The organism is Uliginosibacterium sangjuense (assembly GCF_059132465.1).
This window is the reverse complement of record NZ_CP101132.1, coordinates 4,217,548-4,243,491: the sequence shown is the minus strand read 5'-3', so window position 1 is coordinate 4,243,491 and position 25,944 is coordinate 4,217,548. Positions and strand designations below refer to the sequence as shown.

Annotated in this window: 24 protein-coding genes; 7 read left to right on the top strand and 17 right to left on the bottom strand. The window is 67.5% G+C overall.

What is annotated here, in order from left to right; all coding sequences use genetic code 11:
- Positions 1 to 28: 28 nt before the first annotated feature.
- Positions 29 to 1,015 (bottom strand): SGNH/GDSL hydrolase family protein, encoded by a 987-nt coding sequence (locus NMB43_RS19630; protein ID WP_494349864.1) that lies wholly within the window; start codon positions 1,013 to 1,015, stop codon positions 29 to 31.
- 254 nt (positions 1,016 to 1,269) lie between these two features.
- On the opposite strand from NMB43_RS19630, the gene pdxH reads away from it, so the two are divergent.
- On the top strand, positions 1,270 to 1,899 hold the full coding sequence (pdxH, locus tag NMB43_RS19625) for a pyridoxamine 5'-phosphate oxidase (protein WP_494349863.1): 630 nt from the start codon (positions 1,270 to 1,272) through the stop codon (positions 1,897 to 1,899).
- On the opposite strand, the gene NMB43_RS19620 is transcribed toward pdxH, so the two are convergent.
- Both NMB43_RS19620 and NMB43_RS19615 read right to left on the bottom strand, forming a co-directional pair.
- Positions 1,900 to 3,423: an EAL domain-containing protein gene (locus tag NMB43_RS19620; RefSeq protein WP_494349862.1), complete on the bottom strand. Its 1,524-nt coding sequence runs from the start codon at positions 3,421 to 3,423 to the stop codon at positions 1,900 to 1,902. It lies immediately after the preceding gene.
- Positions 3,424 to 3,669: 246 nt separating this feature from the next.
- A complete protein-coding gene (locus NMB43_RS19615) occupies positions 3,670 to 4,794 on the bottom strand; it encodes an ABC transporter ATP-binding protein (RefSeq protein WP_494349861.1) in 1,125 nt (374 codons plus the stop codon).
- 88 nt (positions 4,795 to 4,882) lie between these two features.
- On the opposite strand from NMB43_RS19615, the gene NMB43_RS19610 reads away from it, so the two are divergent.
- Together NMB43_RS19610 and NMB43_RS19605 are read left to right on the top strand one after the other, a co-directional pair.
- Positions 4,883 to 6,511, top strand: a complete 1,629-nt coding sequence (locus NMB43_RS19610) for an ABC transporter permease (RefSeq protein WP_494349860.1) — start codon at positions 4,883 to 4,885, stop codon at positions 6,509 to 6,511.
- A gap of 85 nt (positions 6,512 to 6,596) precedes the next feature.
- Entirely contained in the window at positions 6,597 to 8,282 is a 1,686-nt protein-coding gene (locus NMB43_RS19605) for a sensor domain-containing diguanylate cyclase (protein WP_494349859.1), read from the top strand.
- On the opposite strand, the gene NMB43_RS19600 is transcribed toward NMB43_RS19605, so the two are convergent.
- The 9 genes from NMB43_RS19600 to NMB43_RS19560 form a co-directional block, all read right to left on the bottom strand.
- Positions 8,279 to 8,920 (bottom strand): hypothetical protein, encoded by a 642-nt coding sequence (locus tag NMB43_RS19600; RefSeq protein WP_494349858.1) that lies wholly within the window; start codon positions 8,918 to 8,920, stop codon positions 8,279 to 8,281. The two genes, NMB43_RS19605 and NMB43_RS19600, sit on opposite strands and share 4 nt — an antisense overlap.
- A 253-nt stretch (positions 8,921 to 9,173) precedes the next feature.
- The gene (locus tag NMB43_RS19595; RefSeq protein WP_494349857.1) at positions 9,174 to 10,187 is read right to left on the bottom strand and encodes an extracellular solute-binding protein; all 1,014 of its coding nucleotides are present in this window, start codon (positions 10,185 to 10,187) and stop codon (positions 9,174 to 9,176) included.
- 105 nt (positions 10,188 to 10,292) lie between these two features.
- Positions 10,293 to 10,676, bottom strand: coding sequence for a YkgJ family cysteine cluster protein (locus NMB43_RS19590; protein ID WP_494349856.1), 384 nt, complete (start codon positions 10,674 to 10,676; stop codon positions 10,293 to 10,295).
- Between the two features lie 31 nt (positions 10,677 to 10,707).
- Complete coding sequence (locus NMB43_RS19585; RefSeq protein ID WP_494349855.1) at positions 10,708 to 11,886, bottom strand: BaiN/RdsA family NAD(P)/FAD-dependent oxidoreductase; 1,179 nt, start codon at positions 11,884 to 11,886, stop codon at positions 10,708 to 10,710.
- 111 nt (positions 11,887 to 11,997) lie between these two features.
- Complete coding sequence (locus tag NMB43_RS19580; RefSeq protein WP_494349854.1) at positions 11,998 to 13,413, bottom strand: sensor histidine kinase; 1,416 nt, start codon at positions 13,411 to 13,413, stop codon at positions 11,998 to 12,000.
- On the bottom strand, positions 13,410 to 14,114 hold the full coding sequence (locus tag NMB43_RS19575; protein WP_494349853.1) for a response regulator: 705 nt from the start codon (positions 14,112 to 14,114) through the stop codon (positions 13,410 to 13,412). Before NMB43_RS19575 ends, NMB43_RS19580 begins: the two co-directional genes overlap by 4 nt.
- A 13-nt stretch (positions 14,115 to 14,127) precedes the next feature.
- Complete coding sequence (locus NMB43_RS19570; protein ID WP_494349852.1) at positions 14,128 to 14,370, bottom strand: hypothetical protein; 243 nt, start codon at positions 14,368 to 14,370, stop codon at positions 14,128 to 14,130.
- The gene (locus NMB43_RS19565; protein ID WP_494349851.1) at positions 14,363 to 14,920 is read right to left on the bottom strand and encodes a hypothetical protein; all 558 of its coding nucleotides are present in this window, start codon (positions 14,918 to 14,920) and stop codon (positions 14,363 to 14,365) included. The genes NMB43_RS19570 and NMB43_RS19565 overlap by 8 nt, the downstream gene beginning before the upstream one ends.
- 110 nt (positions 14,921 to 15,030) lie before the next feature.
- Positions 15,031 to 15,531 (bottom strand): GNAT family N-acetyltransferase, encoded by a 501-nt coding sequence (locus tag NMB43_RS19560; RefSeq protein ID WP_494349850.1) that lies wholly within the window; start codon positions 15,529 to 15,531, stop codon positions 15,031 to 15,033.
- Between the two features lie 239 nt (positions 15,532 to 15,770).
- Between NMB43_RS19560 and NMB43_RS19555 the strand changes: the two genes are divergently transcribed.
- Positions 15,771 to 16,493: an SIMPL domain-containing protein gene (locus NMB43_RS19555; protein ID WP_494349849.1), complete on the top strand. Its 723-nt coding sequence runs from the start codon at positions 15,771 to 15,773 to the stop codon at positions 16,491 to 16,493.
- Between the two features lie 86 nt (positions 16,494 to 16,579).
- Positions 16,580 to 18,061: a phytase gene (locus NMB43_RS19550; protein WP_494349848.1), complete on the top strand. Its 1,482-nt coding sequence runs from the start codon at positions 16,580 to 16,582 to the stop codon at positions 18,059 to 18,061.
- 86 nt (positions 18,062 to 18,147) lie between these two features.
- On the opposite strand, the gene pelA is transcribed toward NMB43_RS19550, so the two are convergent.
- The gene (gene pelA / locus NMB43_RS19545; RefSeq protein WP_494349847.1) at positions 18,148 to 19,833 is read right to left on the bottom strand and encodes a pectate lyase; all 1,686 of its coding nucleotides are present in this window, start codon (positions 19,831 to 19,833) and stop codon (positions 18,148 to 18,150) included.
- 355 nt (positions 19,834 to 20,188) lie between these two features.
- Positions 20,189 to 21,454, bottom strand: a complete 1,266-nt coding sequence (gene mltA / locus NMB43_RS19540; RefSeq protein ID WP_494349846.1) for a murein transglycosylase A — start codon at positions 21,452 to 21,454, stop codon at positions 20,189 to 20,191.
- A 77-nt stretch (positions 21,455 to 21,531) separates the two neighbouring features.
- Between mltA and NMB43_RS19535 the strand changes: the two genes are divergently transcribed.
- Both NMB43_RS19535 and NMB43_RS19530 read left to right on the top strand, forming a co-directional pair.
- Positions 21,532 to 21,702, top strand: coding sequence for a hypothetical protein (locus NMB43_RS19535; protein WP_494349845.1), 171 nt, complete (start codon positions 21,532 to 21,534; stop codon positions 21,700 to 21,702).
- Positions 21,689 to 22,558, top strand: a complete 870-nt coding sequence (locus NMB43_RS19530) for an ATP-binding protein (protein WP_494349844.1) — start codon at positions 21,689 to 21,691, stop codon at positions 22,556 to 22,558. Before NMB43_RS19535 ends, NMB43_RS19530 begins: the two co-directional genes overlap by 14 nt.
- Here NMB43_RS19530 and NMB43_RS19525 read toward each other — a convergent pair.
- The 3 genes from NMB43_RS19525 to NMB43_RS19515 all read right to left on the bottom strand — a co-directional run bounded on the left by NMB43_RS19525 (position 22,545) and on the right by NMB43_RS19515 (position 25,823).
- Positions 22,545 to 23,459, bottom strand: coding sequence for an extracellular catalytic domain type 1 short-chain-length polyhydroxyalkanoate depolymerase (locus NMB43_RS19525; protein ID WP_494349843.1), 915 nt, complete (start codon positions 23,457 to 23,459; stop codon positions 22,545 to 22,547). The genes NMB43_RS19530 and NMB43_RS19525 overlap by 14 nt on opposite strands.
- A gap of 172 nt (positions 23,460 to 23,631) precedes the next feature.
- Complete coding sequence (locus NMB43_RS19520) at positions 23,632 to 23,928, bottom strand: HU family DNA-binding protein (RefSeq protein WP_494349842.1); 297 nt, start codon at positions 23,926 to 23,928, stop codon at positions 23,632 to 23,634.
- 185 nt (positions 23,929 to 24,113) lie between these two features.
- Entirely contained in the window at positions 24,114 to 25,823 is a 1,710-nt protein-coding gene (locus tag NMB43_RS19515; RefSeq protein WP_494349841.1) for a pectate lyase family protein, read from the bottom strand.
- Between the last annotated feature and the right edge of the window lie 121 nt (positions 25,824 to 25,944).

Genomic DNA, 25,944 nt, shown 5'->3' with positions numbered 1-25,944 from the left:
CTGCCGTTTTTATGGGTGATGTCCAGGCTCAGCTTGCGCGACGGCGTACCCACAGCATCATGCCCAGGGCGAGACCGATCAGCAGCAGCACCTGCGGCTCCGGCACGGTGCTCAGCACGGCGGCGGCGATGAACTGGTGGCCAGCCGCGGTCGGGTGCATCAGGTCCCAGAACAGGGTCTCGTCCGGGTTGCTGCAGACGCTGCTGCCGGGCACCAGCACGAAGCCGTCGTAGCAAGGCGTGCTGACGTTGGTGAAGCCGTAGTCGGTCGGGTTGGCGACGGCGGCATTGAGCAGGCCATAGATGTCCGGGCGGGCGATGCGCAAGTCTGCGAAATTGCTGGTGAGCCCCAGGATCACGTTGTCGATGATGCTGTTGAAGCTGCTCGCCAGCGCACTGGCGAGCGCCTTGCCCGTGTTCGGGACCATCGGCGTCAGGCCCAGGTCGGTCACGGTCGGCACCACGATGGTCTGCGCGCCAAGGGCGGCCAGGTTGTACAGCGACTGGCCGACCAGTGTGGCCGCATTCACCATGACGTTGATCCCGGCGTTGAGGTCGCCCGTGTTGGCAATCAGTTCGACGGCGTCGAACAGGTCATTGGACCCCATGTAGACCGTATAGAGCGCGTTGGGATCGGCCACTCCGCCGTGGCCGGCGAGGTAGGTGCCGATCTGGCCTTGCAGGCTGGCGATGGGGTTCAGCGCCGGGGCCAGCACATGGCCGGTGGTGCGCGCGCCGCCGATCGCGTAGTTGGTGCCCTGACCGTCAAACCAATAGGGGTTGGCCGTCAGGCCCAGGCTGGCCGAGACCAGTTCGGAATAGACCGGGCCATTGCTGAAGCGCCCTTGCCAGTACGGGGCCGTCAGGACCTGGCCGCCGGTCAGGGCATTGAAGTTGCCACTGTCGGACAGGCTGTCGCCGAATACGTAGTGGGCGGTGTAGGTGGCTTGCGCCGGACCGCAGAGCAGAAGGGCTCCAAACAGGCCGGCGATGAAGCGGGTGAGACTGCGACGCATGATTCCCTCTCCTGAATGACGGGAACGCGGACGTTCCGTGATTTTTCGTTGTGGGTGCTGCGCGCGCGGCCGGGACGGCGGGGGGCCACGTGCTTGCTGGACGGCTGGTTCGATTATGCAAGCAATTAATTGCCCAGTCTTGTGCGATCAAGGGTTTGCATATGGACGAATGGGCGAACAGGCAGTTTTTCCGACGAACGCCGGCGACGGCTTGGGGCACAATGCAGGCTTGATCTGCATCGCTCCGCACCGAAATGAACACCCTGCCTCAGGACGCGCCCAGCCAACACATCACTGATCTGGTGGCGCGCTTTAAGACCTGGCTGGAGGAAGCCTCAAGCCAGGAGCCCAACGATCCCGATGCCATGTCGCTCGCCACCGTCGATGCGGACGGCATGCCTTCGCTGCGCATGGTGCTGTTGAAGGAGGTGGATGAGCGCGGCTTCGTGTTCTACACCAACCTGGGCAGCCAGAAAGCGCGCGAGCTGCTGGCCAATCCGCGTGCGGCACTGTGTTTCCACTGGAAGTCGCTCAAGCGCCAGGTGCGGGTGCAGGGCATGGCGAGCCTGGTTTCGGCGGCGGAGGCGGACGCCTACTTCGCCAGCCGTGCGCGCGATTCACGCATCGGCGCCTGGGCCTCGAAGCAGTCGCAAGCGATGGAGGGGCGCTTCGAGCTGGAGCGCCGGGTGGCCGAGTACGCGCTGCGCTTCCACATCGGCGCCATTCCGCGGCCGGAGTTCTGGTCCGGCTTCCGCATCGAGCCGCAGGTCATCGAATTCTGGCAGGACCGGCCGTTCCGCCTGCACGAGCGGGTGCGCTGGGAGCGCGAGGCCGGGGTCGCGCTGGCGCAGGCCCGCTGGGCGGGGCGTACGCTGTTCCCCTGATCAGGCAGGCTGGGCGGCGCCGTCGCGCAGCCAGTACAGCACTTCTTCATGCGGCATCGGCCGCGCGAACACATAGCCCTGAACCTTGGCTGCACCCTTGGCACGCACGATGCCCAGGTCGGCCTGGGTCTCCACCCCTTCCACCGTGATGCTGAGGCCCAGTTCGTGGGCCAGCGCACACAGGTGCTGCAGCAGGGTCTGGCGGGCCGGATCGCCGGACAGGGCGCGTACCAGCGCCTTGTCGCACTTGATGCCCTGGATCGGCAGGTCGACCAGGCTGCCCAGCGAGGAGAAGCCGGCGCCGAAGTCATCCATCACCGTGCCCACGCCGGCCGCCTTGAGTTCGCGCAGCACCCCGGCCAGCCGTTCGGCGTGCAGGATCATGGCATGCTCGGTGATCTCCAGTTGCAGCCAGCCGGCCGGCCAGTTGCCGCGGGTGAGCAGGGCCTGCAGCCAGGGCAGGAAGTCGCTTTCGAGCAGGGTCTCGTGTGAGATGTTGACCGAGATGCCGCTGCACGGCAGCCGCGAATCCAGCCATTGAACCGAGCAGCGCAGCGCCTCGACGAGGATCGCGCGGTCGGCGCGGCTGGTGCGGTGGCTGCGCTCGCAGGCGAGCAGGAACTGCTCCGGGTCGATGCGTCCCAGGGTGTCGTCGTGGAGGCGCAGCAAGGCCTCGAAGCGCAGGCCGGTGGGCGGCCCCGAGAGCGGCGTGATGGGCTGGAAGTGCAGGCGCAGCCGGTCCGGCTGGAGCAGGCTGTCGACGCGCTCCGCAATGAGGGCGAGGCGGCGATGGTCCTGGCCCGCGTGCACTGCGCGCGGGCGGTCCAGGGCACGCGTGAACAGGCGCTGGCGGGTGGCCTCGATGCCTTGCGAGAAGAACTGCTCAGCGCACACCAGCACGGCGAACAAGCACAGCACCAGCAAGGGCAACTGCGTGTCGCCACCGTCGCCGGCCAGGGGCGGGATGGCATCGGCCAGCAGGAGTTGCTGGGCCAGGATGGCGAGCCCGCCGAACAGGATCTCACCCGGCCGCAGCCGCACCGGCTCGTCCTGCAGGCGCCGCGCGCGCGCGCGCAGCGACAGGATGGTGATCATCAGCGCGCAGATGCCCCAGGCCGCCAGTACGGGTGCCCAGCGCGTGGTGGCGCTGGTGATGCCGAAGGCCGACAGCAGGGCGAGGTGGTTGGCGATGTAGCCGCTGGCCAGGCCCAGGCCGGCCAGTACCACGCTGCGGCGCAGGCGCGTGCTGGCCAGGGCCGGGATGCAGAAGCGCGCGCTGACCAGCAGGATGCACAGGCCCAGCATGGCCGGCCACAGGCGCGCCTGGGCCAGGTCGAAGGGGGCCAGGATCACCAGGCCGCACAGGTCGATGGCCCAGGCCAGGCTGCCGATGCCGCTGGCCACGCGCACGAAGCCGGCCTGGCGCTCGATCGGCTCCACAGCACCGGCGGCCTGCGTCACCAGGCGGGCGCTGAGCAGGGTCAGCAGTGCGGCCAGGCCGGTGAAGACCAGCAGGGCGAGCATTCCGGGAAACGGGGAGGTGAAGGGCTGCAGCAAGGGATCCATCCTGGTGGGACCGTCGCCTCGGCGAGGGCCATGGTGGTTCGTCAGCGGCTCCGCACATGCTGGCGCGGAGCGACGGTCTGCGACCGCCAGTGTAGAGACGGGCTAAGGGAAAACCCTAGTATTTTAGGGGGTAAGGCGTGAAGCCGTTCCGATTTTGTCAATAAATGACATTTTATCGTTCCGGGCGCCCGCCTGCGGGCCAGCTCAGGCCACGGGATCGCGCGGGAAGGTCACTACATGGTCCACGTCCAGGCGGATGCCGATGCGTTCGCCGATCGCGTGGTTGTGGTGGCTGGGCACCAAGGACAGGAGTTGTGCGCCGCTCGGCAGGCGCAGGGTGTATAGGAACTCGGCGCCGCGGAAGGCGCGGTTCACCACCTCGGCCTGCAGCGGGCTGGCATCGTCGTGCACCACGTCGTCGGGGCGCAGCAGGATGTCGACAGCGCAGCCACCCTCGACCTTGCAGCACTCGATCGGCAGCTTGGCGTGCAGTTCGCCCAGCTCGAAGGCGACCCGCCCGCTGTCGAGGATGGTGCCTGACAGCAGCGCGCCCTGACCCACGAAATCGGCCACGAAGCGCGTGGCTGGCTCATGGTAGAGGCGGTAGGGGCTGTCCCACTGGCGGATGTGGCCGGCCTCCATGACACCGATCTCGTCGGCCATGGCGAAGGCTTCGTGCTGGTCGTGGGTGACCAGGATGGCGGTGGCCCCGCTGTGCTTGAGAATGTTGCGTACCTCGCCCGAGAGGCGCTCGCGCAGGTCCACGTCGAGGCTGGAGAAGGGCTCGTCGAGCAGCACCAGGCGCGGCCGGGGCGCCAGCGCGCGGGCCAGGGCCACGCGTTGCTGTTGGCCGCCCGACAGCTCGTGCGGGTAGCGCCGCTCGCTGCCCTGCAGGCCGACCAGGTGCAGCAGTTCTTCGACGCGGGCCTGGCGCAGCGGCGGTGGCAGGTCACGCAGGCCGAAGGCCACGTTGTCGGCCACGCTCAGGTGCGGGAACAAGGCGAAATCCTGGAACACCATGCCGACCTGGCGTGCTTCCGGTGCCTGGTGCAGACCCGGGCGCGATACCACCTGACCGGCCAAGCGGATCTCGCCGGCGCGCGCCGGCTCGAAGCCGGCGATGGCGCGCAGCAGGGTCGTCTTGCCGCAGCCCGAGGGGCCCAGCAGGCAGCCGATCTGCCCTGCGCGCAGAGTGAAATCCGCGCCATGCACCACGCGCTGCGCGCCGTAGGCGAGCTGTAGTCCGGCGACCTCCAGCACGAGCTCGGTCGGGGTGGCGGCCGGTGCGGCGGAGGGGGTGGGCGCGAGGGGCTGGAGCGAGGCGTACATGGCAAGGGCGAACGCACAGATTTGAGAATCGTTATCATTGTAGCCAGTCTGCCCCTTCACCCCCATTCTTCCGCACGCATTCCGCTTCATGTCCGAGCACCGTTTCCGTGTGGCCGACCTGGCCGCCAGCCTGATCGCGCTCCTCCTGGCCATGCCGGTGCTGGTCGTCTTCGGCAGCCTGGCAGCCGGCCATACCGGCGAGATCTGGGGCCACATGGCGGCCACCGTGCTGCCGGAATTCGTGCGCAACACGCTGTACATGGTTCTGTGGGTCGGCCTCGGCACGGCCGTGGTGGGCGTCGGCTGCGCCTGGCTCACCACCATGCTCGACTTCCCCGGCCGGCGCGTCTTCGAGTGGGCTCTGGTGCTGCCCCTGGCCATGCCGGCCTACGTGATGGCCTATGTGTACACCGACTTCCTGCAGTTCGTCGGCCCGCTGCAGAGCTTCCTGCGCGAGAGCTTCGGCTGGCGCCGCGGTGATTACTGGTTTCCCGATGTGCGCAGCGTGGGCGGCGCCTGCCTGATGTTCGTGTGCGTGCTCTACCCCTACGTCTACATGCTGGCGCGCACCGCCTTCCTGGAGCGCGCCGGCAGCGTGCTGGAGGCGGCGCGCTCACTGGGCGAGGGGCCGTGGCGTGCCTTCTTCCGCGTGTCGCTGCCGCTGGCCCGGCCCGCCATCGTGGCCGGCGTCTCCCTGGTGCTGATGGAGACCCTGGCCGACTTCGGCACGGTGGCCTATTTCGGCGTGCAGACCTTCACCACCGGCATCTTCCGCGCTTGGTTCTCGTTCGGCGACCGTCTGGCCGCGGCCCAGCTCGCCGCCGCCCTGCTGGGGGTGGTGGCCCTGGTGCTGGCGCTGGAGCGCCTGAGCCGTGGCCGCGCCCGTTTCGGTGGCGGGCAGCGCGGCCGCGTGGCGCATCGCCTGCCGCTGGGGGGCGGGGCGGCGCTGGCGGCCTGGCTGGCCTGCGCCTTGCCGCTGTTCCTGGGTTTCCTGCTGCCGGCTGGGCTGTTGCTGCAGATGGCCTTCAACGACGGCGATGCGCAGTTCGGCGCGCGCTACCTGATGCTGGTGCGCAACAGTGCCGTGCTGGCCGGGGTGAGTGCCGTGCTGGCGGTGGCCCTGGCGCTGGTGCTGGCCTATGCCGCGCGGCGCGCGCGCAACCGCCTGCCGCACCTGCTCAATCGCGTGGTCGGCCTGGGCTATGCGGTGCCCGGCGCGGTGATCGCGGTGGGCATCCTGATCCCGGTGACGCGCCTGGACCATCTGCTGGCCGAGGTGATCCGCCAGCTTACCGGGGCCAGCCCGGGCCTGCTGCTGACGGGTGGCATCGCCGCGCTCGTCTATGCCTACCTGGTGCGCTTCCTGACCGTCGCGCTGGGCAGCGTGGAAGAGGGACTGGGGCGGATCCGTCCGAGCATGGACGAGGCCGCGCGCAGCCTTGGCAGCGGCCGTGCCGAACTGTTACGGCGGGTGCACTGGCCGCTGCTGCGTGGCAGCCTGCTGACGGCCGGCCTGCTGGTGTTCGTGGATGTGATGAAGGAGTTGCCGGCCACCCTGGTGATGCGCCCCTTCAACTTCGACACCCTGGCGACCCAGACCTACACCCTGGCCTCCGACGAGCGCCTGGCGGAAGCCTCCACCGCTGCCCTCACCATCTTCGTCGTGGGCCTGCTGCCGGTGATCGTGCTGTCCTGGCGCATCGCGCGCGGGCGCTGAGCGCGCGGCGCCGGGTCGCGCAAGCCCGGGAAAGCCGCAGTTATTCGGGGTTTCGATTTGCCGATCCATTCACCACAATGCGGGGATGGATAGGACAGTGGTCACGGCCGAGCATCAGACGCTGCGGCGGATTCTGATAACACGGCTCACTCTGCCCCTGGGGGTGGCCTCCCTGGCCGCCATGGTCGTGCTGGGCCTGCTGGCCGAGCAGCATGAGCGCCAGGGGGTCGGCCAGTCCTTGACGCGGGCGGCCGCGCGCATGGCGGCGGGACTCGAAGCGAACCTCGCGGAACGCAGTGCCAACGTGGCCTTGCTGGCCAGCTTGCCCTTGGTGCAACAAGGGCAGGACGCGGTCGCCATGCGTCAGACCTTCGACGTGTTGCAGGCCCGGCAGGAGGCGTTTGCCTGGATCGGCCGCCTCGACAACGAGGGCCGGATCCTGGCCGCCAGCGGCGGCCTGCTGCAGGGCCAGTCGGGCGCGCAGCGTCCGATCTTCATCGAGGGCCGCAAGGGGCCCTTCATCGGCGACGTGCATGAGGCCCTGCTGCTGGCCAAGCTGCTGCCGGCCCCCTCGGATGGCGAGCCGCTGCGCTTCATCGACATCGCCCGCCCGGTGTTCCGCCCCGATGGACAGCAGGACGGCGTGCTCGCCACCCACCTGTCGTGGTCCTGGGTACGCAGCCTGTTTGCCCAGATGTTGCAGGACTTCGACCGTGTGCGCGGCATCGAGCTGCTGGTCCTCAGCCGGAGCGATGTGATCCTGGCCGGTCCCGCCGGCAGCGAAGGACACCTGCTGGAGCTCGACGGCTTGTTCAAGCCCTCGGCGGCCAACCTGGCGCGCTGGTCGCAGGCGAGCTGGCGGGATGGCCATGACTACGTGTTCGCCTATGCCGACAGCCTGCCCGACTCCCTTGTCGGCCAGCTCGGCTGGCGCGTGCTGGTGCGCCAGCCGAGCGAACTGGCGCTCGCCTCGGTGCGCCAATTGCGCATGCAGATGGCGGCGCTGGCCCTGCTGCTGACCGCCGGCATTGGCGCCCTGGCCTGGGTACAGGCACGGCGCGTGACCCGCCCGCTGGATGCGATCGCCCGTGCCGCCGAACGCATCGCGCGCGGCGAGGAAGAGGACATTCCGCGCGGGGCCGGGCTGCGCGAGGTCGACAGTCTGGCGGCGTCGCTGCAGCACATGGTCAACACCCTGACCCATCGCGAGCAGGCCCTGGACCGTATGCAAACCCTCGCCCACCGCGACACCCTCACCGGGCTGCATAACCGGCGCGCGCTGGAGCTGCACATGAGCCTTGAAGCGGAGCGCGCGGCGCGCAGCGGCGAGTGCTTCGCCGTCCTGGCGCTGGACCTGGATGGGTTCAAGCCGGTCAATGACGAGTACGGCCATGCTACGGGCGATGCCTTGCTGCGGGAGGTGGCCCAGCGCCTGGAGGACGTGGTGCGGGCCAGCGAGATGCTGGCGCGGGTGGGGGGAGACGAATTCGTGATCCTGCTGTGCGGGCCGCTGGCGCGCCTGCAGGGCGACGCCCAGGCCGTGGCCGGGCGCATCCTGAAATGCTTCGATGTGCCCTTCGCGCCGCTCGGGCATGTCGTCAGCGTGGGCTGCAGCATCGGCATCGCCTTCGGTGCGCAGCCCGCCGACACGCCGCAGAGCCTGCTGCCACGCGCCGACCAGGCGCTCTACTCGGCCAAGCGCCAGGGGCGGGGGCGGATCGCCTGGAGTGCTCAGGACGGGGCGATCGAGGCCTCCACCCGCACGCCCTAGCGCCGTGCCCGCGCCCAGACCAAGGTCGGCGAATGGCGCCGTGCCAGCGCCAGTCCGATCAAGCCTGTTGCCAAGATGAGCAGTGTGCCGGGCAGGGGCACACCGTTGGGCGTGACCTGGCCTTGGCCATTAAGTACAGCGTACTCGCGGCTGGTGAGAGAACCGTTGGTGAAGCTGAAACCCAGGTATGGATCGGCGGCCAGGGTCAGGCTGGGGGTGAAGCTGATGAACAGACCGATGAAGTCGCCCCCGGCGGCGTCTGGGCCGGTGCCGGTGAACTGGGGCCTCACCCACAATAGCTGATAGGGGTTGAGATTGATGGAGTAGCCTCCTGGGGTATAGCCGTCGAGCAGGTAGTTCAGTCCGCTTACGCTGAGACTGCCGCTGACCGGCCCCAGGTTGTCGCTGAAGGTGTAGCTGCCATCGCTGAAGGTGTCGTTGAAGCTGAGCGTGAACGACACGGCGGAACCCAGAGGTATGGCGCTGGCGAGGCCGGAACCAAACATGTAGCTGCCGACCGTGCCGCTGTAGTTCAGGGTCACGGGGGCAGCGTGGGCGAGCGTCGCGCAAGCAGCCACGCACAGCGAGATGAAATGGCGTGCGATGTGAAGCAAAAGGGGGGCGGGTGGGGTACGCATAAAGGCTCCTTTTTGATGTGTGGCGCGCGGGAAGGCGATGTGCGTCATCAAGCCCTTACAGCAAACTCCTTGCCAATCCGCTCAATGCCTTGTGCAGAGCCGAGGCTTGGCCGCCGTGTCATCAGTAGTGGAAACACAGTCGACACTGTCTGGGGTGAGCCTTGATCGACTGAGCTTATGCGTTACCACGCGCAGGCAGCCCCAATGAAAAAGCCCCGCACCAGGCGGGGCTCATCGTGTCGCAGGGGCCGACTCAGCGCCAGCCGGCGCGGTCGTAGATCATCTGGGCACGGGCTGCGCCCTTCGAGGTCTCGCCGATCTTCAGGGTGTCGGCCTTGAAGCTGCCCAGGCGCTCCAGCGCCGGGTTCTTGACCTTCACGCTGGGCACCGTGGGCCACTCGTTGTTGCCGTCGGCGAAGTAGATCTGCGCTTCGTCGGAGGCCAGGTACTCCAGGAACTTGACCGCGGCTTCCTTGTGCGGCGCGTTCTTGAGCATGCCGCCACCGGAGATGTTGATGTGGGTGCCGTGGCCGCCCTGGTCAGGGAACACAATGCCCAGGGCGTCGACCACCTTGCGGTCTTCCAGCTTTTCCGAGCGCATCAGGCGTGCCACGTAGTAGCTATTGGAGAGGGCCACGCCGCACTCGCCGGCAGCCACTGCCTTCAACTGGTCGGTGTCCCCACCCTTGGGGGCACGCGCCAGATTAGCCACGATGCCCTTGGCCCAGGCTTCGGTCTTGGCCTCACCTTCGTGCGCCAGGATCGCCGCGCCCAGCGACAGGTTGTAGGGGTGCATGCCAGAGCGCACGCAGATCTGGCCCTTGAGCTTGGGGTCGGCAAGCTGGGCGTAGCTCAGCACGTCTTCCTTCTTGACCGTGAGCTTGTTGTAGGCGATCACGCGGGCCCGCGTCGAGAAGGCGAACCACTCGCCGGTGCGCAGGTTGGCCGGGATGCGCGCGTCCAGCACCGGCGATTTCACCTCGGCGAACAGGCCCAACTCGTCGGCCTTGGCCAGGCGCGCGGCGTCGACGGTGATGAACACGTCGGCCGGGCTGTTGGCGCCCTCGTTGCGGATGCGCTCCAGCAACTGGTCTTCCTGGCCCTCGATGCGATTGATCTTGATGCCGGTGGCCTTCTCGAAGTTCGCGTACAGCGCGTCGTCGGTCTGGTAGTGGCGCGCGGTGTAGAGGTTCAGCTCCTTGTCGGCGGCGCCGGCCAGGCTGGGCAGGGCGGCGGCGATCAGGGTCAGGAACAGGCTGCGTTTCATGGAGTCACTCCGGCTTTTTGTAAGGGGCGATGGGGCGCATCCTAAAGAGAATTTCCAGCAAATACAAGTCATTCGCATTTGCGGAAACGAGCTCCGCCGGGCCTGTCAGCCGATGCGCCGCTCGGCCTCGCTGGCGCCGGCGCGGATCGGCGCCAGCGGGGGCAGGCCATGGCGTGCCCGCGCCTGGGTGCAGCGCGGATCGGGCTGGCCGTCCGCCTGCCAGGCGCCGAACTCGCGACAGGGGCTGGGGCGTTGCGGGTAGATGCGGCAGCCCACTTCCTGCCCGAGCTGACCTGCGAGGGCGACACAGCGGGTGGCGACGGGGTGAGTGCCCTGCATTGCGCGGTAGAGGGGATTGATCTGCACCGTGAGGCTTGCCGGGACGGTGCCGCCCGGGGCGTCGTCGGCCTCGCCCCAGTAGAAGGACACGCGGTAGCTGCTGCAGCACGCGCCGCAGCGGATACAGGGGTTGTGTTCGGTCTGGCTCATGCGGAGGAGAAATGATTGTCGGGGCGCCCTTTCAAGCCGCGAGGCCGGCTGCGTAGCCGCTGGCCCAGGCCCATTGGAAGTTGTAGCCGCCCAGCCAGCCGGTCACGTCCATCACTTCACCGATGAAGAACAGGCCGGGATGGGCGCGCGCCATCATGCTCTTCTGGTCCAGCGCGCGGGTGTCGATGCCGCCGCGTGTGACCTCGGCCTTGCGGTAGCCCTCGGAGCCTGAGGGTTTCAGCGTCCACCCGTGCAGTTCGGCGGCCAGCGCGCGCAGGGCCTTGTCGCTGCAATCGGCCAGCGGGCGACCGGCCAGGCCGTGGCGCGTGACCCAGGCATCGGCGAGGCGGCGCGGCAGCCAGTGCGCGAGCTGGGTGGCGACGTGCTGCTTGTTGCCCGGCTTGGCGGTGATCAAGGCCTCATCCGCCCTTAGTTCCGGCAGCAGGTCGATGTTTAGGGCGTCGCCCGGCTGCCAGAAACTGGAGATCTGCAGGATTGCCGGACCCGACAAGCCGCGATGGGTGAACAGCAGGTCTTCGCGGAACTGGCCGTCGTTGCAGCGGATGTCGACCTCCAGTGCGAGACCGGCCAGATCGGCGAAGGGCGCCCAGTCCTCGCCGGCGAAGGTCAAGGGCACCAGGGCCGGACGCGGAGTGACGACAGGGATGTCGAGCTGGCGCGCCAGGCGGTGGCCGAAGTCGCTGGCGCCGATCTTGGGGATGGACAGGCCGCCGCTGGCGATGACCACCGACTGCGCCTGCAGCGGGCCGGCGGCGCTGGGCACCACCCAGGCTTCGCCCTCACGGCGTGGCAGCTCAACGCGGCAGCCCATGCGCCAGTGCACCTGGCCGGCCTCGCACTCGGCCACCAGCATGTCGATGATCTGCTGCGCCGAGTCGTCGCAGAACAGTTGGCCCTTGTGCTTCTCATGCCAGGCGATGCCGTGGCGTTCGACCAGCTTGAGGAAGTCCTGCGGCGTGTAGCGAGCCAGCGCCGAGCGGCAGAAGTGCGGGTTGTCGGACAGGAAATTGGCCGGCCCGGCGCCCAGGTTGGTGAAGTTGCAGCGGCCGCCGCCCGAGATGCGGATCTTCTCGGCCAGCTTGTCGGCATGGTCGAGCAGCAACACGCGGCGGCCACGCTGGCCGGCCGTGGCGGCGCACATCATGCCGGCCGCGCCGGCACCGATGACGATGACATCGTATTGATCCACTGGATGATTCCTGGGGCGAGGGGCGCCTGGGGCGGGCGCGGATTCATTGCGGAGCGCAGTTTACTGGCCACCCGCCGCGAAAGCGAAAATTCCTGCCTCAGTCCTCAGTCCTCAGTCCTCAGTCCTCAGCCGCGGCAACACCAGCTCGAAGCAACTGCCGCCGCCGGCGCGCGCCACACAACGCACCGTGCCGCCGTGCAGGGTGGCGATACGGCGCACCAGGGCAAGGCCGTAGCCGCTGCCTTCGCCGCGTTCGGCGCTGCCGGCCAGGCGGTAGAAGGGCTCGAAAATCCGCTCGCGCTCCTCTTCCGGCACGCCGGGGCCACGATCCAGCACACACAGTCTGAGCTGCGTGTCGCCGAGGCGCTGCACCTCCACCTCTGGCGGGCTGTCCGGCGCGTACCGTCGCGCGTTGTCGAGCAGATTGCGCAGCAGGTGGCGCAGCAGGCGCATATCGCCCTGCACGCAGACGGCTTCGCCACCCGCGCTGGCACCGACGCGGCTGGCCTCCTCCGCCGCCAGCCCGAGCAGGTCGACCGGGCCGAGGTTCAGGCGCGGCGCATCGTCGGCCAGGCGGCTGGCCAGCAGCAGGTCGCCGATCAGCGCATCCAGCTCGGCGATGTCGCGTGCCACCTGGGCGTGCAGATCGGGGCGGTTGTCGCCCAGCAGGTCCAACGCCACGCGGATGCGCGCCAGCGGCGAACGCAGTTCGTGCGAGGCCGCGGCGAGCATGGCGCGCTGGCTGGTCACCATGGCTTCCACGCGCTCCGCCGCTTGATTGAAGCGGATCGCCAGCTCGGCCACCTCGTCGCAGCCGTCGATCTCGGCACGCGCGGACAGCTTGCCTTCGCCCCAGGCCTCGGCCTGGCGTTGCAGGCGTTCGATGCGGCGTGTCAGGCGCCGCGCCACCGGCCAGGCGGCCACCCCGACCAGGAGGGCGAAGCCGGTCAGCCAGAACAGCACCTCGCGCTTGGTGCGCCAGGTGAACTTGATCAGCACGATGCGCCCGTCTGGCAGCGTGAACTCGCGCGCCCAGGGCCCCTGGTGGGTGAGGTCCAGGTCGTCCGGCATGGCCAGGTCGGAGGCGGCGATGCGCTGACCCTGCGGGTCATACACCGCGATGTCGCCCGGCACGATGTGGTCGATCTGTTTGAGGTTGCGTTCAAGCTGCGCAATGCTGTCGCTGGGCGGCAGCAGGCGCGCCAACAGCTCGGTCAGCTCGGCCTGGGTCTGGGCGTTGGCGACGTTGCGGCTCATGCCGATGGTCGACTCGCTGTCGAAGCGCGCATTGACGAAATGGCCGACCAGGGAGAAGACGCCGCCGAGCACCACGAAGACCAGCAGCATGATGGCGACCAAGCCGAAGTAGATCTGCTTGTACAGCCGGTTGTGCACGAGTGCGCGGCGCTGGCGGTGCGCTTCATGCCATTCGCGGTGGCGCGTCTGCCAGTCGCAGCGCGGGTTGTTGCCGGCCCGGGCGTCGGCGCGCGCAGACCACTCTTGTTTCCAGCGCGACCACGGGCTCATGCGGTGTCGTCCTGGCGCTGCGAGAAGACGTAGCCGGCACCGCGCACGGTGACGATACGCCGGGGCTCCCGTGGGTCGTCCTCGATGGCGGCGCGGATGCGCGAGATGTGCACGTCGATCGAGCGGTCGAAAGCCTCCAGCGCGTCGCCGCGCGCCAGCTCCAGCAGCGCGTCGCGGCTCAGCACGCGGCCGGCATGCGTGGCCAGCGCCCACAGCAGGGCGAACTGGTGCGCGGTCAGCTCGCAAGGGCGGCCATCCAGACGCGCCTCCAGCGCGCCCTTGTCGACTTCGAGGCGGCCGAAGCGCAGGACCGGCAAGGTCTGCGCCACGCCGCCGCCTTGCGCACGCCGCAGCAGGGCGCGCAGGCGCGCCAGCAGCTCGCGCGGGCTGAAGGGCTTGGGCAGGTAGTCGTCGGCGCCCAGCTCCAGGCCCACCACGCGGTCCACTTCTTCACCGCGCGCGGTCAGCATGATGATCGGCAGGGCGCTGCGTTCGCGCAGGCGGCGGCACAGCTCGAAACCGTCGCCGTCGGGCAGCATCGCGTCGAGGATCAGGGCGTCGTAGCTTGTGTCGCGCAGCAGGCGCTCGCCTTCGGTCAGCGTGTGGGCAGCTCCGAGCACCAGGCCGCGCGTGCCCAGGTATTCAGCCAGCATGCGTGTGAGCGGCTGGTCATCGTCGATCATCAACAGGCGTTCGGCCATCGTGTTTCCGCGTTCAGGTCCCCGGCGGATGCTCGGCCACGATGCGGCCGTCGGCATACATCAGCAGTGCGCTGTCGCGGCCGTGGCCGTCGCAGCGCGGGCACAGGGCCACGATCTGCAGCAGCTCGGCGGGCCACTCGGTGGCGCGCTGCAGGCGCCGCGTCTGGCCGCAGCAAGGGCAGCGCAGGTGGAGCAGGGGCAGTGCCCACGATACCGCATCCGCGCCCGTCGGCGCATACAGGGTGGGCTCAGCCATGCTGCGGCATCCAGCGGGACAGCAGTTCGCGGCGCTGGGCCGGGCTCAGTTGCTCGCCCAGCTTGAGCAGGGCGCTGACGAGCTTGCGCGAGGCTTCGTCAGCGCGTGTGATGCTGGCCGCGCGCAGGGACTCCAGCAGGATCGGATCGACCCGGTCGGCGCTGAGTGCGTCCACCAGCGACTGGCGCGCCGCGTAGTGCGCAGCCAGCAGGGGCTGCAGCTCGTCGGCGGTGCTCACGATGGTGTCCTGCGCCGCCGCACGGTGATCGGCCGGCATCGCGAACTGGTCCAGCGTGCGCTCGGCGATCCTTTCGGCACGCGCATGGAAGCGTGCCGGGTCGCGCAGGGCGGCCGCACTGCAGTCGAAACCTTCGCCGGCCCAGGCCTTCCAGGCGAAGAAGCCGGCCACGCCCAGCACGGCCAGCAAGGCCAGTGCCTTGCCTGTGCGGCGTGGCTTGCAGCCGTGTCCGTGCCGGCAGCCACCGGGCCTGCCTTGTGGGCTCTCGTTGTCCGCCGGGGTGGCCGGCGCGGGGGTGCTGTCCTCGCTCATGCTGCGCTCCTGCAGGGATGCCGGGATTGGCAGCCTGCATCGTGGCGGGCGCGGCTTGCGGGTGTTTCTCTGGAATGTAAAGAAGAATGAAGCGGCGGGCGAGGTGCCCTTCAGGCCGGCAGATCGGCGAGGTCGGGCCAGGTGTCGGTGGGCAAGCGCACCTGCTTTTCGAGGAAAACCAGGCGCAGCTCGTCCGTCAGGGCCTGGCTGCGCGCGACCACGTAGCCGTGACGTTCGTACAGGCGCAGGTTGTGCGTGCTGCGGCTGCCGGTGAACAGCTCGAAGCGCCGCACCTGGCGGCAGGCCAGCTCGATCGAGCGCAGCAGTTGCGAGCCGATGCCCTGGTGCTGGAAGGCCGGGTGCACGATCAGCCGCCCGATGGCGCAGGTGTCGCCTTCAAGGCGGCCACGCACCGAGCCCACGATGCGTTCGCCCGACACGGCCTTGAGCACCACGCTGCGCGCGAACTCGCTGCGCAGGCCTTCGAGCGTCTGGGTCAGCGGGGCCAGCGTCCAGTCGTTGTAGACGCGGGCCTCCGACTGATAGGCGAGCTTCTGCAAGGCCAGGATTTCGGCGGCATCGGACAACTCGGCGCGACTAATGACGGACATGCTGATTCCCGGACGGTAGGCATGCGGCAAGCCTGGAGTAATAGCATTGATCGGAGGGGCGATTCTGTCAGGGATCAAAATGCCCGGTGCGTGCGCCGCAGCAATCGTGTGCAACCGAGCGCGGGCTCTGTGCCATGCTGATGGACGAAGCCGGCTGCCTGTACTCCCGCCGCGGGCGGGAACGAAGTCGCGGCCGTGCAGTCTCCCACCCACATGCCATACCGCAGGAGCCTTACACGATGAACCGTTTGCGCAGCTTGTCACTCGCCGCTTTGCTGGGCAGCTCGATGCTGGGCCTGGCGCCCGCAGCGCAGGCCCAGACGATGGAGGTCGTCAGCCGCCCACGCCAGCCCTACATTGAGCTGTCCGCCCAGGCCAGCCGCACCGTCGCCAACGATCTGGCGCGTGCCACCGCCTATGTGGAGATGAGCGAACCCAATGCCGCCGAGCTGGCGCGCAAGGTCAACGCCCGCGTCGCCGAGGCGCTGGCCATTGCTAAGTCGTATGCCGCCGTTAAGGTGCGCAGCGGCAGCAGCTTCACCTACCCGATCTATGCCAAGAACAACCGCACGGTCGAGAGCTGGCGCATGCGTAGCGAGATCGTGCTGGAGTCGCGCGACATTCCGGCTCTGTCCGAGCTGGCTGGCAAGCTGCAGGGCCAGGTCGCGCTAAGCCAGTTGAGCGTGGATGTGGCGCCCGAGACCGTGCGGCGCGCCGAGGACGAGGCCATGGTCGACGCGATCCGCGCTTTCGAGGCCCGCGCTGCGGTGGCCGCCAAGGCGATGGGCAAGCGTTACCGCATCGCCTACCTCAATGTCGGTGGCGTGGATGCGCGCCCGATGCCGATGATGAAAGCCGCGCGCGCCGCTCCGATGGCCATGGAGGCCGCGCCGCTGCCGGTGGAGGCCGGCGAGAGCCAGGTGAATGTGACTGTCAGTGGAGCGGTCGAGCTGCTTGACTGAGCAAAGTACCTGCGTGGCGGCGGGTAATAGTGGCGTAACGCGCGGTGCCTACAGTCGGCGTCTTTTACTTGGGCCGACCCCACGCCATGAAACTATTTCCCGCCTCACGCTTCGTCTGCGCCGTGGTGACGACATCCTTGCTGCTCGTCGCCTGTGGCGGCGATGACGACAACACGAGCAGCGCGACCTCGCAAACCGGTGCCAACCCCAGTCAGGCGGCCATACCTTACACGGTGTCGGCGGTCAGTTTCGATCTGGAAACCGACAACATGCCGGAAGCGAGCGGCGACGTCGATGACCCCGCGATCTGGGTCCATCCCGGCGACCGCAGTCGCAGCCTCGTGGTGGCGGCGGTGAAGGACGGCGGGCTGCGCGTCTACGATCTGTTGGGCAAGCCGGTACAGACCATCCTGGCCGACAAGCTGGTGCACGATCTGTCCGGCAAGAGCCGCTTCAACAACGTCGACATCGTCTACGGCTTCAAGCTGCAGGATGGCAGCAGCGTGGACCTCGCGGTGGCGACCGATCGCGGGCAGGACTTGCTGCGCGTCTGGAAGATTGATCCCAGCAGTCTCACGCAGCCGCTCGTCGACGTCACTTCTGCGACACCGTTGCGTCTCTTCCCGACCGTACCCAAGGTGGGGAGCGAGAAGGACGCGAGCAAGGACGCGACGATTGCCGTGTCGAAGCAGAACACCGGCTACGGCATCGCGCACTGGAGCGATCGCGCGACCGGCAAGCACTACGTCCTGGTGAACCAGCGCAAGCAGGCGCGGGTGATGCAGTTCGAACTCGTCGCCGAGGCCGGCGGCACGGTCAACGTGGCGGCGGTGAGCGGGCGTGACTGGCGCTTTGCCTACACCTGGCGCGGGCAGGATCTGCGCGAGGAGAGCGACGACGATGCGACGCGTGACTGGAGTCCGCAGTTCGAGGGCATGGTGGTCGACCAGCGCAATGGCATCGCCTACGCCGGGCAGGAAGACGTAGGTATCTGGCGCATCGACCTCAAAACCGGGCAGGCCGATGCGGCGCCGTTCTATGAAACGCGTGGCAGCGGTCGCGACAGTTACACCGCACCGGCGACGGTCAGCGCGCCAGCGGCGGTGATCAAGCACAGCTTCTTCAATCCGGACAGCAAGATTTCGCGTGACCTCGAAGGCCTGACCATCTACTACGGACCGAACGGCACGGGCTACCTGATCGTCTCCAGTCAGGGAGGGGCGCATGGTTCCGATGCAACCGTGGTCGATGCGCCGTATGACGACAGCTTCGTCGTCTTCAAGCTGAATGGCGCGGCGACGCCCGCCCTGAGCAGCGGATTCCGCATCAGCCAGGGACTATATGGGCAGCAGGATGGCGTGCAGGAATGCGATGGCGCCGAAGCGCTCGCGCTGCAACTGCCGGGCTATCCCTATGGGGTGTTCGTGAGCCAGGATGGCTACAACGATGATCTCGACAAGCTCAGCGACAGCACCCACCAGACCAACCTGAAGTTCACCAGTTGGGAACGCATTGCGCGCGCGCTGGGGCTGGAGATGTACACCAACTTCGATCCGCGGCAGCTCTGATCCGAGTCTGGTACGGTTTGTCGTCTGACCAAAAGCACAACCCCGGCTTCAGCCGGGGTTGTGCTGCACAGACCAATCATCCTCGATCAGGGTTTCGGATTGCTGGTACTCCAGGTGGCGAAGGTACTCAGTGTGGCTTGTGCCGTGCTGTTGTACTGCGCATAGCCGGTGAGGCGCTCGGACGACACCGAGGCGGTGGAGCCGAAGATCAGGCCGTACACGCTGCTCGCGCTGCCATGGCGGTCGGCGAAATCGCCAAACAGCATGCGGGCGCGGGCGCCCAGCGTCGAAGCGGCTGGGTCATAGACGCCCAGATCATAGAAGCGCGCCCAGGCGTTCTTCGTGCTGCTGTCGGACAGTACGCCATTGCTCCAGCTCTTGCCCGTGATCTGCGATGCCTTGAAGAAGTCGGCTGCCGCGTGGACGGCGGTACGGGTGGCGGCATCCGGATTGGGCAATGACATCAGGAAGTTGACGATCTTGGCGCTCTCCTGCGAGGTCAGCGAGGCCATTTCGTAGGCACGCGCGGAGGTCGGCAGACCCGTCAGCACGTCATGCTGTTGTCCCCACACCGTGCGCTTGCCATTGACGACGACCTGATGGTCGAGCAGCCAGGTGATTCCCCGGCCGGCAGCGGTCGCGGCCTTGTTGCGCAGCGTGGTGTCGATGAAGGCGAAGTCACTGTTGGCGCTGGTACCGATCTCGCGCAGCAGCTTGATCAGGTTCAGCATCGCGTCATCGTTGAGGGTGACCGCGTCGTGGTAGGCGCTACCCGAGACCGGATAGTTCTGCGGCCAGCCATAGTTCGGGTACTGCGCGTTGAGGATGGCGTTCAGGCCCTTCACGATCGACGCCTGGAAGCTTGCGCGGTCGGTGCTTTGTGCGGCTTGCACCTTGGCCAGATAACGGATCTCGGTCACTGTGGCGCCATTGTCGAAGGTACCGACGTAGTTCCAGTTCGTGCTGCCTGATCCGTTCGGATCGATGTTGGCACCGATCCAGGATTGACCACGCGCACGCACGGTCCCGGTACGGGCCATGTTCTTGCCCCAGGCCCCCGAGGGCACCTGGAAACTGACGATCTCGCGTGCAATCGCCAGTGCGGTGCTGGAGGCGTAGTAGGACGCGCTCTCGGCCAGAGGCATCGTGTCCGGGCCCTTGGAGTCCGAGCCGCGAGCGGCTGGCACCGATGACAGTCCATTGCGTTCGGCCTTCAGCGCGGCCTTGTCGGCGTTGCGTGCCGCATTCGAGTTGCTCAGATAGGTCGTGAATGCACTCTTCAGCGCACCCGCTTCGGCATCGATGCGAGCCTGTGTCAGTGGCTTGGCTTGTACGTTCTGACGGAGATAGTCCGTGCAACTGGTGACGCAGGCACCATCATTGCCGCCACTGGAACTGCTGGATGAGGAACTGGACGAGGAACTGCTGCTGGAACTCGAGGACGATGAGCTGCTGCTCGACGATGAGGATGAGCTCGATGAGGAACTGGACGAGCTGCTGCTGGAAGAGCTCGTGCCGGTCGGGATCGAACATTCATTCACGCCACCGGCGATCTTGCCGCCGAAGGTGGCCTCGTTGCAGACGAAACTGCCGCTCAACACTTTGTAGATGAACTGGTCAGCGCGTCCGAAGGCGACATTCGTCGAGGCGGCCACGCTGCATGTTGCCCCCTCTTTGCAGATAGTCACATAGCCGCTGGGCCGGTTGGCGGCATGTGCGCCGCCCGCGACTGCGAGCAGGAGCATGCCGGTCCAGATGTTCTGGTAACGCATAGAGTGTCTCCAAGTCTGGGTGCGGAGGCTGCCAGATCGTGGAAAGACCGCCGGAACCCTGTTTTATGTGTGATCTGGTGGGGACGACATATATACGGGCGCGCTGTGGCTGATCGCATGTTGCGCATGCGATGGCTGTTCGCCAGCGCGCGGTTTCACGCCGCTCCATCCGGTTCAAGTGCGCGCCCATGCCTCGTCGGTGCAGGACAACGAACTTGCACCAGGATGTTAGTTCGATCGGCGAAGAATGCTAGCGACTATGTCTCACCGTCTGACAACTGGTGTGGTTGGGCGTGGAGAAGGGGGATCAGGCCGCCGTGCAGCAAGCTTTTCCAGTCGCCGAGCCGCAGAGGCCTCAGTCTGGCGGCGTACCATCGCGCGGCCATAGCAGCCACAGCCGCCCTTGCTGGCGCATGCGGCCGGCTTGCGCGCCGGCCTCGGCGCCGAAGCCCCAGAAGAAGTCGGCCCGCACGCGGCCACGGATCGCCCCGCCGGTGTCCTGCGCCATCACGAGGCGCTGGATCGGCTTGCCGTCGGGCATGGCGAAGCTGATGAAGACCGGTGCGCCGAGCGGAATGGTCCGGGTGTCGATGGCGATCGCGCGGCCGGCGGCCAGCGGCACGCCCAGCGAGCCCTTGGGCCCCTCGCCGGTGGTGGCCTCCTCGCGGAAGAACACATAGCTCGGGTTGGCGTTGAGCAGTTCCGACAGGCGCTGCGGATTGGCCCGCGCCCAGGCCTGGATGCCTTGCATGCTGGCCTGTTCCAGCTTGATCTCGCCGCGGTCGATCAGGTAACGCCCGATCGACTTGTAGGGGTGGCCGTTCTGGTCGGCATAGGCCAGGCGCACGCGCGTGCCGTCCGACAGCTCGGCCTGGCCCGAGCCCTGTACCTGCATGAAGAACAGCTCGATGGGGTCGGCCGCCCAGGCCAGCACCTTGGCCGGGAAGCGCTCGCCCTGCGCCTCGATCTGCGCGCGCGACCAGTAGGGCAGGACCTTGCGCCCGTCGAGGCGGCCGCGCAGGCGCATCGTCTTGGTTTCCGGATAGACCTCGCCGAGGTCCAGGTTCAGCATGTCCTCCGGCACGCCATGGATCGGCGTCGCAAAGCGCGCGCTCTTCCAGCGGCTGGCGCGGATCAGCGGCTCGTAGTAGCCGGTGATCAGCCCTTCCTCGCTGGCGTTCTCATTGACCACCCGCCAAGGCTGCAACTGCGTCTCCATGAACGCGCGGATCTCGCGCGTCGCGGGCTTGCTGCCCAGCGCACGCGCGGCCTCGCAGACCGGGCCCCAGGCCGCCACCATCGCGGGCTGGCGGATCGCCGCGCAACTGGCCAGCAGGCCGGGCCAGGCGGCGGCCAGCTCATCCTTCTCCCAGCCGGGCAGCAGGCTCCAGTCGGCGGCGATGAAGGCGGGGGCCGGCGGGGTGTCGGGCGCCTTGGCAGGCTCGGTGGGCGGGCACTGCGGGGCCGGCGCCACCGGTGGGCACAGCAGTGGCGGGCTGGTGGGGGCCACCGGCTCGGGCGGCGTGGGCGGGGTGGCGCAGGCGGCGAGCAGGGCGGTCAGGAGTGTTGGCAGGAGTGTTGGCAGGTGAGTGGCCAGGAGGGCGCTGAGGCGTGACTTCATCGGGGCGTCGGGCAAGGCATGGTCGGCTGGAGTGCGCGACTATACTAGCCTCCCTGTCTTCCTCCCGAGCATGTCCCATGTGGCTGATCTTCCTTGAGGCCGGCATTGCGCTGTGCCTGTTGCTGCTGATCGTGTGGTCGACCTGGCCCAAGCAGAAGAAACCGATCCCCCTGCGCCATCCGCCCGAGGCCGCCAAGCAGGACAAGACCGCCCCACAAGACCCGGAGCAAGAGCATGAGCAGCGCTGATCTCGAACGATTCCTGCAACGTGCCGAACACCTGATGGCGCGCTTCGAGGCGAGCCTGCCGCCGGCGCCGCCCGCACCCGACTGGAGTGCCCTGGCCCATCGCTGGCGCACCCACCAGGGGCGTGGCTGGCTGGAGGCCTTGCATGGCCTGCAGCCGATCCGCCTGGCGGACCTGCAGGACATCGACAGTCAGAAAGAACGCGTGGATGCCAACACGCGCCAGTTCGTCGCCGGGCGCAGCGCCAACAACGTGCTGCTGACCGGCGCGCGCGGCACCGGCAAGAGTTCGCTGGTACGCGCGGTGCTGACCGAGTATGCCGATCAGGGGCTGCGCGTGATCGAGGTCGACAAGACCGATCTGGTCGATTTGCCACACATCGTCGACCTGATCCGGGCGCGCCCGGAGCGCTTCATCCTGTTCTGCGACGACCTGTCCTTCGAGGACGGCGAGCCCGGCTACAAGGCGCTCAAGAGCGTGCTCGATGGCAGCTTCGCGGCGGTCCCGGCGAATGTGCTGATCTATGCCACCAGCAATCGTCGCCACCTGATGCCGGAGTACTTTTCAGAGAACCTGCAGACGACGCATGGCGATGGCGAGCTGCATCCGGGCGAGGCGGTGGAAGAGAAAGTTTCGCTGTCTGACCGCTTTGGCCTGTGGGTCAGTTTCTACAGCTTCAACCAGGAGGAATACCTGCAGATCGCACGCCACTGGTTGGAGCAGTTCGGTGTCGACTGCAGCGAGTGGGCGCCGATCCGCCAGGAGGCGCTGCAGTGGTCGCTGATGCGCGCCTCGCGCAGTGGCCGCGTGGCCTGGCAGTTCGCCCGTGACTACGCGGGGCGCTTCACTGCCGACTGAAGAAGTCCCAGGCCATCTCGGTGGCCTTGAAGGGGCTGGTCGAGGCCTGGCCGCCGCGCGGCTTGACGCCACCGGGCCATGAGTGCCCCCCGGTTTCGCTGACGCACAGGCGCACTTCCGCGCCGTCACGGCAGCCGCTGTAGGCCTCGCAGTAAGCGCCGGGCAGGTCCAGCACGCGGCGTGGCGTGGGCTGGCAGGCGTTGAGCCCGACCCACTTGGCGATGCTCGCCGGCACCGAGACGAAATCCGCCACCTGGGGTGAGTCACGTCCGCTGCCGCCGTTGAACAGGACCATCTGGTCGTCGCGCGCGTGGATGTGCAGCACGGATACCCCGCGCCCCGGCGCGCACTGGCGCGTGTTGTCGGTGCCCGCCACGGCGGCGATGGCGCGGAATGTCTCCGGCATCTCGCAGGCCAGGCGGTAGGCCATCATCGCGCCGTTCGACATGCCATCGGCAAAGATGCGGCTGCGGTCGATATTGAGCTGGCCTTGCACATGCTGGATCAGTGCGCGCACGAAGCCGACGTCATCGCTCTGCCGGTCACGCGCGGCGGCACAGCAATTGCCCGCGTTCCAGGTGGCCAGCCGCCCGCCGGGGAGGCGGCTGTAGCCGTTGGGGAACACGGCGATGAAGCCGGCCGCCTCCGCCTGGCTGATGTGGCCGTAGTAGCGGTCTTCCGCCTGGATGCGCATCGTGCCGCCCCCGCCGTGGAAGGACAGCACCAGGGGCGTCGGGCGGGTGGGCGAATAGCTGCGCGGCACGTGCACGATGAACTGGCGTGTCTGGCCCGCGTGCTGCAGGCTCAGCGTGTGGCTGCCGGGCTGGGCCAGCGGGGCGGAGTGGGCGGCGCTGCTCGACAGCAGGGCCCATAGGGCGAGGACGTGGAGAACGAGGGGCATGGATGGCTTCCCGGCAGGGCGACGCGCCTAATGTGCGATGTCGTCCTGGCGCCGGGCAAGCCCTTGTCATGAAGGCTTACATTTGCGCGGCGCTTGAAACAAAACAGGCGGGGCGCCCGATGACGCCCCGCCTGTCTGACCTGCACGAGGCAGGTGGAACCGGTATGCCGGCTTACTTCTTCTTCTTGGTCTTGGAAGCGGCAACCTTGGCCTTGAAACCGGCACCGGCGGAGAAGCGCGGCACGGTGCTGGCCGGGATCTTGATCTTTTCGCCCGTCTTCGGGTTCTTGCCTTCGCGGGCGGCGCGCGCGGCTGCCTTGAAGGTACCGAAACCGACCAGGGTCACCTGGTCGCCAGAGGCCACAGCCTCTTCAATGGTGGCGATGGTGGCTTCCAGAACGTCGGCCACGGAGGTCTTGGTTTGTTCGGTCTTGGCGGCAATCGCGGAGATCAGATCGGATTTGTTCATGTGTGGTTCCTCGTGTCGATGAATCGGCTTCGTGCCGAAACCGCAGTATAGGGGCAGGTTTGCGTGCTTGTGTGCGCCTGCAGGCCGATATCTTCTATTTTTCCTGGCCCAGCGGCCAGCCGGATCAAAAAAAAGCCCCCGCGGCGCCTGCAGCAGGGGCTTTCCCGGATTGGCCGGATGCTTCTTTACAGCTTGCCGACACCCGCGCCGGCAGTCACCTTGGCCTTGACGGCCGTGGCTGCATCCAGCGTGTAGGTGTAGACCGAGGAGGGTTGCCAGTACTTGGTGCCGGCCGTCTTCTCGTTGACGATCGCTTGGCCGCTGTAGGTGGCGAAGCCTGCCCCGGCATAGACGTCGGTGACCACGCCGTTGAACAGGTTGCCATTGTCGTAGAAGGTCGTCACGCAGTCGGTGTTGGCCCAGGGCTTGCTGGCCACGGTCGTGCACTTGGTGTAGTTGCTGGTCGAGCTCGACGCCCCGGCGAGGTGGGTGGCTGCGGGCTGGGTATCGTTGGAGGGGCTGGCCAAGAGGTCAACCACGTTGTTCTCCACGTACAGCTTGCTGGCCGTACCGGCGGTCCAGGCCACCATCCAGCCATAGTCCGGTCCGCTGCCGTCGGCATTGCTCAACTGGCCGCTGAAGTAGTTGTTGTAGACATGGATGCGGCCGAAGCGGGCGCGCGGCTGGCGTTGCTTGTTGTTCTCGTAGTAGTTGTGATGGATCGTCACGCCGTAGGCCAGGGGGCTTTCCACCAGGCTGGCCGAGTCGGTGCCGCCGATGAGGCCGGTCTTGTCGTGCTCCTTGTAGTGGTTGTACGACAGGGTCACGTAGTGCGAGCCCAGGTTCACGTCGATCAGGCCGTCATGGTGCTGGATCTTCTGCTCCGGCAACTGGGCGTTGCCGCCGAAGTCCCAGGTCGGCACCGGCGGATACTTCTTGTCGGTGTTTGTGCCATCGGACAGGGTGACGTGGTCGATCCACACATGGGTCGCGCCGGTCACCGAGATCAGGTCGTAGTTCGAGTTCCAGCGACCACCCACGCACTTGGTCGGCGCGCTGGTGGCGCAACCATTGGCCGCCGGCGTGGCGCTCACGCTGGGGAAGCTGTCGGTCGGGTCCCAGGCCGGCCAGTAGTCGAAGGAATCCTCAAACGCGATGTTGCGGATCACGATGTTGTCGGCGCCGGTGGGCAGGGCCAGGTTGCCGCGCACGATCTTGGCGGTGCTGCCCAGGCCGATGAGCGAGGTGTTGGAACCCACGCTGATGCGCACGATCTTGCCCTGATTGCCGGAGGCGCAACTGCGTGCGACTTCCAGCGGGCCGCTCAATGCGGGCGGCTTGTTGCTGACCAGGGTGGTATTCCACACATTAGGGGCATAGGCGGCCTTGTAGGCGGTCCAGAACGCGCTGGCCGTGGTGATGCTGGCATACGCGCCCGAATTGGCGGCCTGCAGCGTGGCGAGGCAGTTGTTGCGGGCGAGGTACTGGTCTTCCGTGATCGCCGTGTTGCTGGCATCGACGTTGAGGTCGACGGTACCGTTGATGTAGATGATCTTCTTCGTCTTGTCGGCGCCCGCCGCGCTGGTGAAGCTGCCATCGGCGGCGATCACCGCATCGGGGTACAGGGCCTGGATCAATTGGCTGCGGTTGCTCACCGTATAGGTGTGCGCGGCATCGGCGCCGTCGCCACCCGTGGTGCCGGTGCCTCCCAGGTTGTTGGTGCCAGTCGCGGCCCAGCCGTCCGCGCCCAGCGAGGACACGGATTTGCCGCCGCTGCTGGACGAGGAGGAAGAAGAGGTGGACGCAACGGTGTCGTCGTTGCCACTGCCGCCGCAGGCGGTGAGGATGCCGGCCACGGTCAGTGCAGCCAGCAGGGATAGGTTATGAGCTTTCATGCTTGTCTCCGGAGTACAGGTGCCGGCTTCACCCAGCGGTGGCCGGCGAGGCTGCAATGTAGTCCCGTTGCAGGGCGTTTCGGCGCCCGAAGTGGGCTGCCGTCATGCGCACGGACTGTGC

What these genes read in the sequence shown, in the direction of transcription:
- NMB43_RS19630 (WP_494349864.1), bottom strand. Translation starts at nt 1,015, where the DNA reads ATGCGTCGCAGTCTCACCCGCTTCATCGCCGGCCTGTTTGGAGCCCTT.
- pdxH (WP_494349863.1), top strand. Translation starts at nt 1,270, where the DNA reads ATGAACACCCTGCCTCAGGACGCGCCCAGCCAACACATCACTGATCTG.
- NMB43_RS19620 (WP_494349862.1), bottom strand. Translation starts at nt 3,423, where the DNA reads ATGCTCGCCCTGCTGGTCTTCACCGGCCTGGCCGCACTGCTGACCCTG.
- NMB43_RS19615 (WP_494349861.1), bottom strand. Translation starts at nt 4,794, where the DNA reads ATGTACGCCTCGCTCCAGCCCCTCGCGCCCACCCCCTCCGCCGCACCG.
- NMB43_RS19610 (WP_494349860.1), top strand. Translation starts at nt 4,883, where the DNA reads ATGTCCGAGCACCGTTTCCGTGTGGCCGACCTGGCCGCCAGCCTGATC.
- NMB43_RS19605 (WP_494349859.1), top strand. Translation starts at nt 6,597, where the DNA reads ATGGATAGGACAGTGGTCACGGCCGAGCATCAGACGCTGCGGCGGATT.
- NMB43_RS19600 (WP_494349858.1), bottom strand. Translation starts at nt 8,920, where the DNA reads ATGCGTACCCCACCCGCCCCCCTTTTGCTTCACATCGCACGCCATTTC.
- NMB43_RS19595 (WP_494349857.1), bottom strand. Translation starts at nt 10,187, where the DNA reads ATGAAACGCAGCCTGTTCCTGACCCTGATCGCCGCCGCCCTGCCCAGC.
- NMB43_RS19590 (WP_494349856.1), bottom strand. Translation starts at nt 10,676, where the DNA reads ATGAGCCAGACCGAACACAACCCCTGTATCCGCTGCGGCGCGTGCTGC.
- NMB43_RS19580 (WP_494349854.1), bottom strand. Translation starts at nt 13,413, where the DNA reads ATGAGCCCGTGGTCGCGCTGGAAACAAGAGTGGTCTGCGCGCGCCGAC.
- NMB43_RS19575 (WP_494349853.1), bottom strand. Translation starts at nt 14,114, where the DNA reads ATGGCCGAACGCCTGTTGATGATCGACGATGACCAGCCGCTCACACGC.
- NMB43_RS19570 (WP_494349852.1), bottom strand. Translation starts at nt 14,370, where the DNA reads ATGGCTGAGCCCACCCTGTATGCGCCGACGGGCGCGGATGCGGTATCG.
- NMB43_RS19565 (WP_494349851.1), bottom strand. Translation starts at nt 14,920, where the DNA reads ATGAGCGAGGACAGCACCCCCGCGCCGGCCACCCCGGCGGACAACGAG.
- NMB43_RS19560 (WP_494349850.1), bottom strand. Translation starts at nt 15,531, where the DNA reads ATGTCCGTCATTAGTCGCGCCGAGTTGTCCGATGCCGCCGAAATCCTG.
- NMB43_RS19555 (WP_494349849.1), top strand. Translation starts at nt 15,771, where the DNA reads ATGAACCGTTTGCGCAGCTTGTCACTCGCCGCTTTGCTGGGCAGCTCG.
- NMB43_RS19550 (WP_494349848.1), top strand. Translation starts at nt 16,580, where the DNA reads ATGAAACTATTTCCCGCCTCACGCTTCGTCTGCGCCGTGGTGACGACA.
- pelA (WP_494349847.1), bottom strand. Translation starts at nt 19,833, where the DNA reads ATGCGTTACCAGAACATCTGGACCGGCATGCTCCTGCTCGCAGTCGCG.
- mltA (WP_494349846.1), bottom strand. Translation starts at nt 21,454, where the DNA reads ATGAAGTCACGCCTCAGCGCCCTCCTGGCCACTCACCTGCCAACACTC.
- NMB43_RS19535 (WP_494349845.1), top strand. Translation starts at nt 21,532, where the DNA reads ATGTGGCTGATCTTCCTTGAGGCCGGCATTGCGCTGTGCCTGTTGCTG.
- NMB43_RS19530 (WP_494349844.1), top strand. Translation starts at nt 21,689, where the DNA reads ATGAGCAGCGCTGATCTCGAACGATTCCTGCAACGTGCCGAACACCTG.
- NMB43_RS19525 (WP_494349843.1), bottom strand. Translation starts at nt 23,459, where the DNA reads ATGCCCCTCGTTCTCCACGTCCTCGCCCTATGGGCCCTGCTGTCGAGC.
- NMB43_RS19520 (WP_494349842.1), bottom strand. Translation starts at nt 23,928, where the DNA reads ATGAACAAATCCGATCTGATCTCCGCGATTGCCGCCAAGACCGAACAA.
- NMB43_RS19515 (WP_494349841.1), bottom strand. Translation starts at nt 25,823, where the DNA reads ATGAAAGCTCATAACCTATCCCTGCTGGCTGCACTGACCGTGGCCGGC.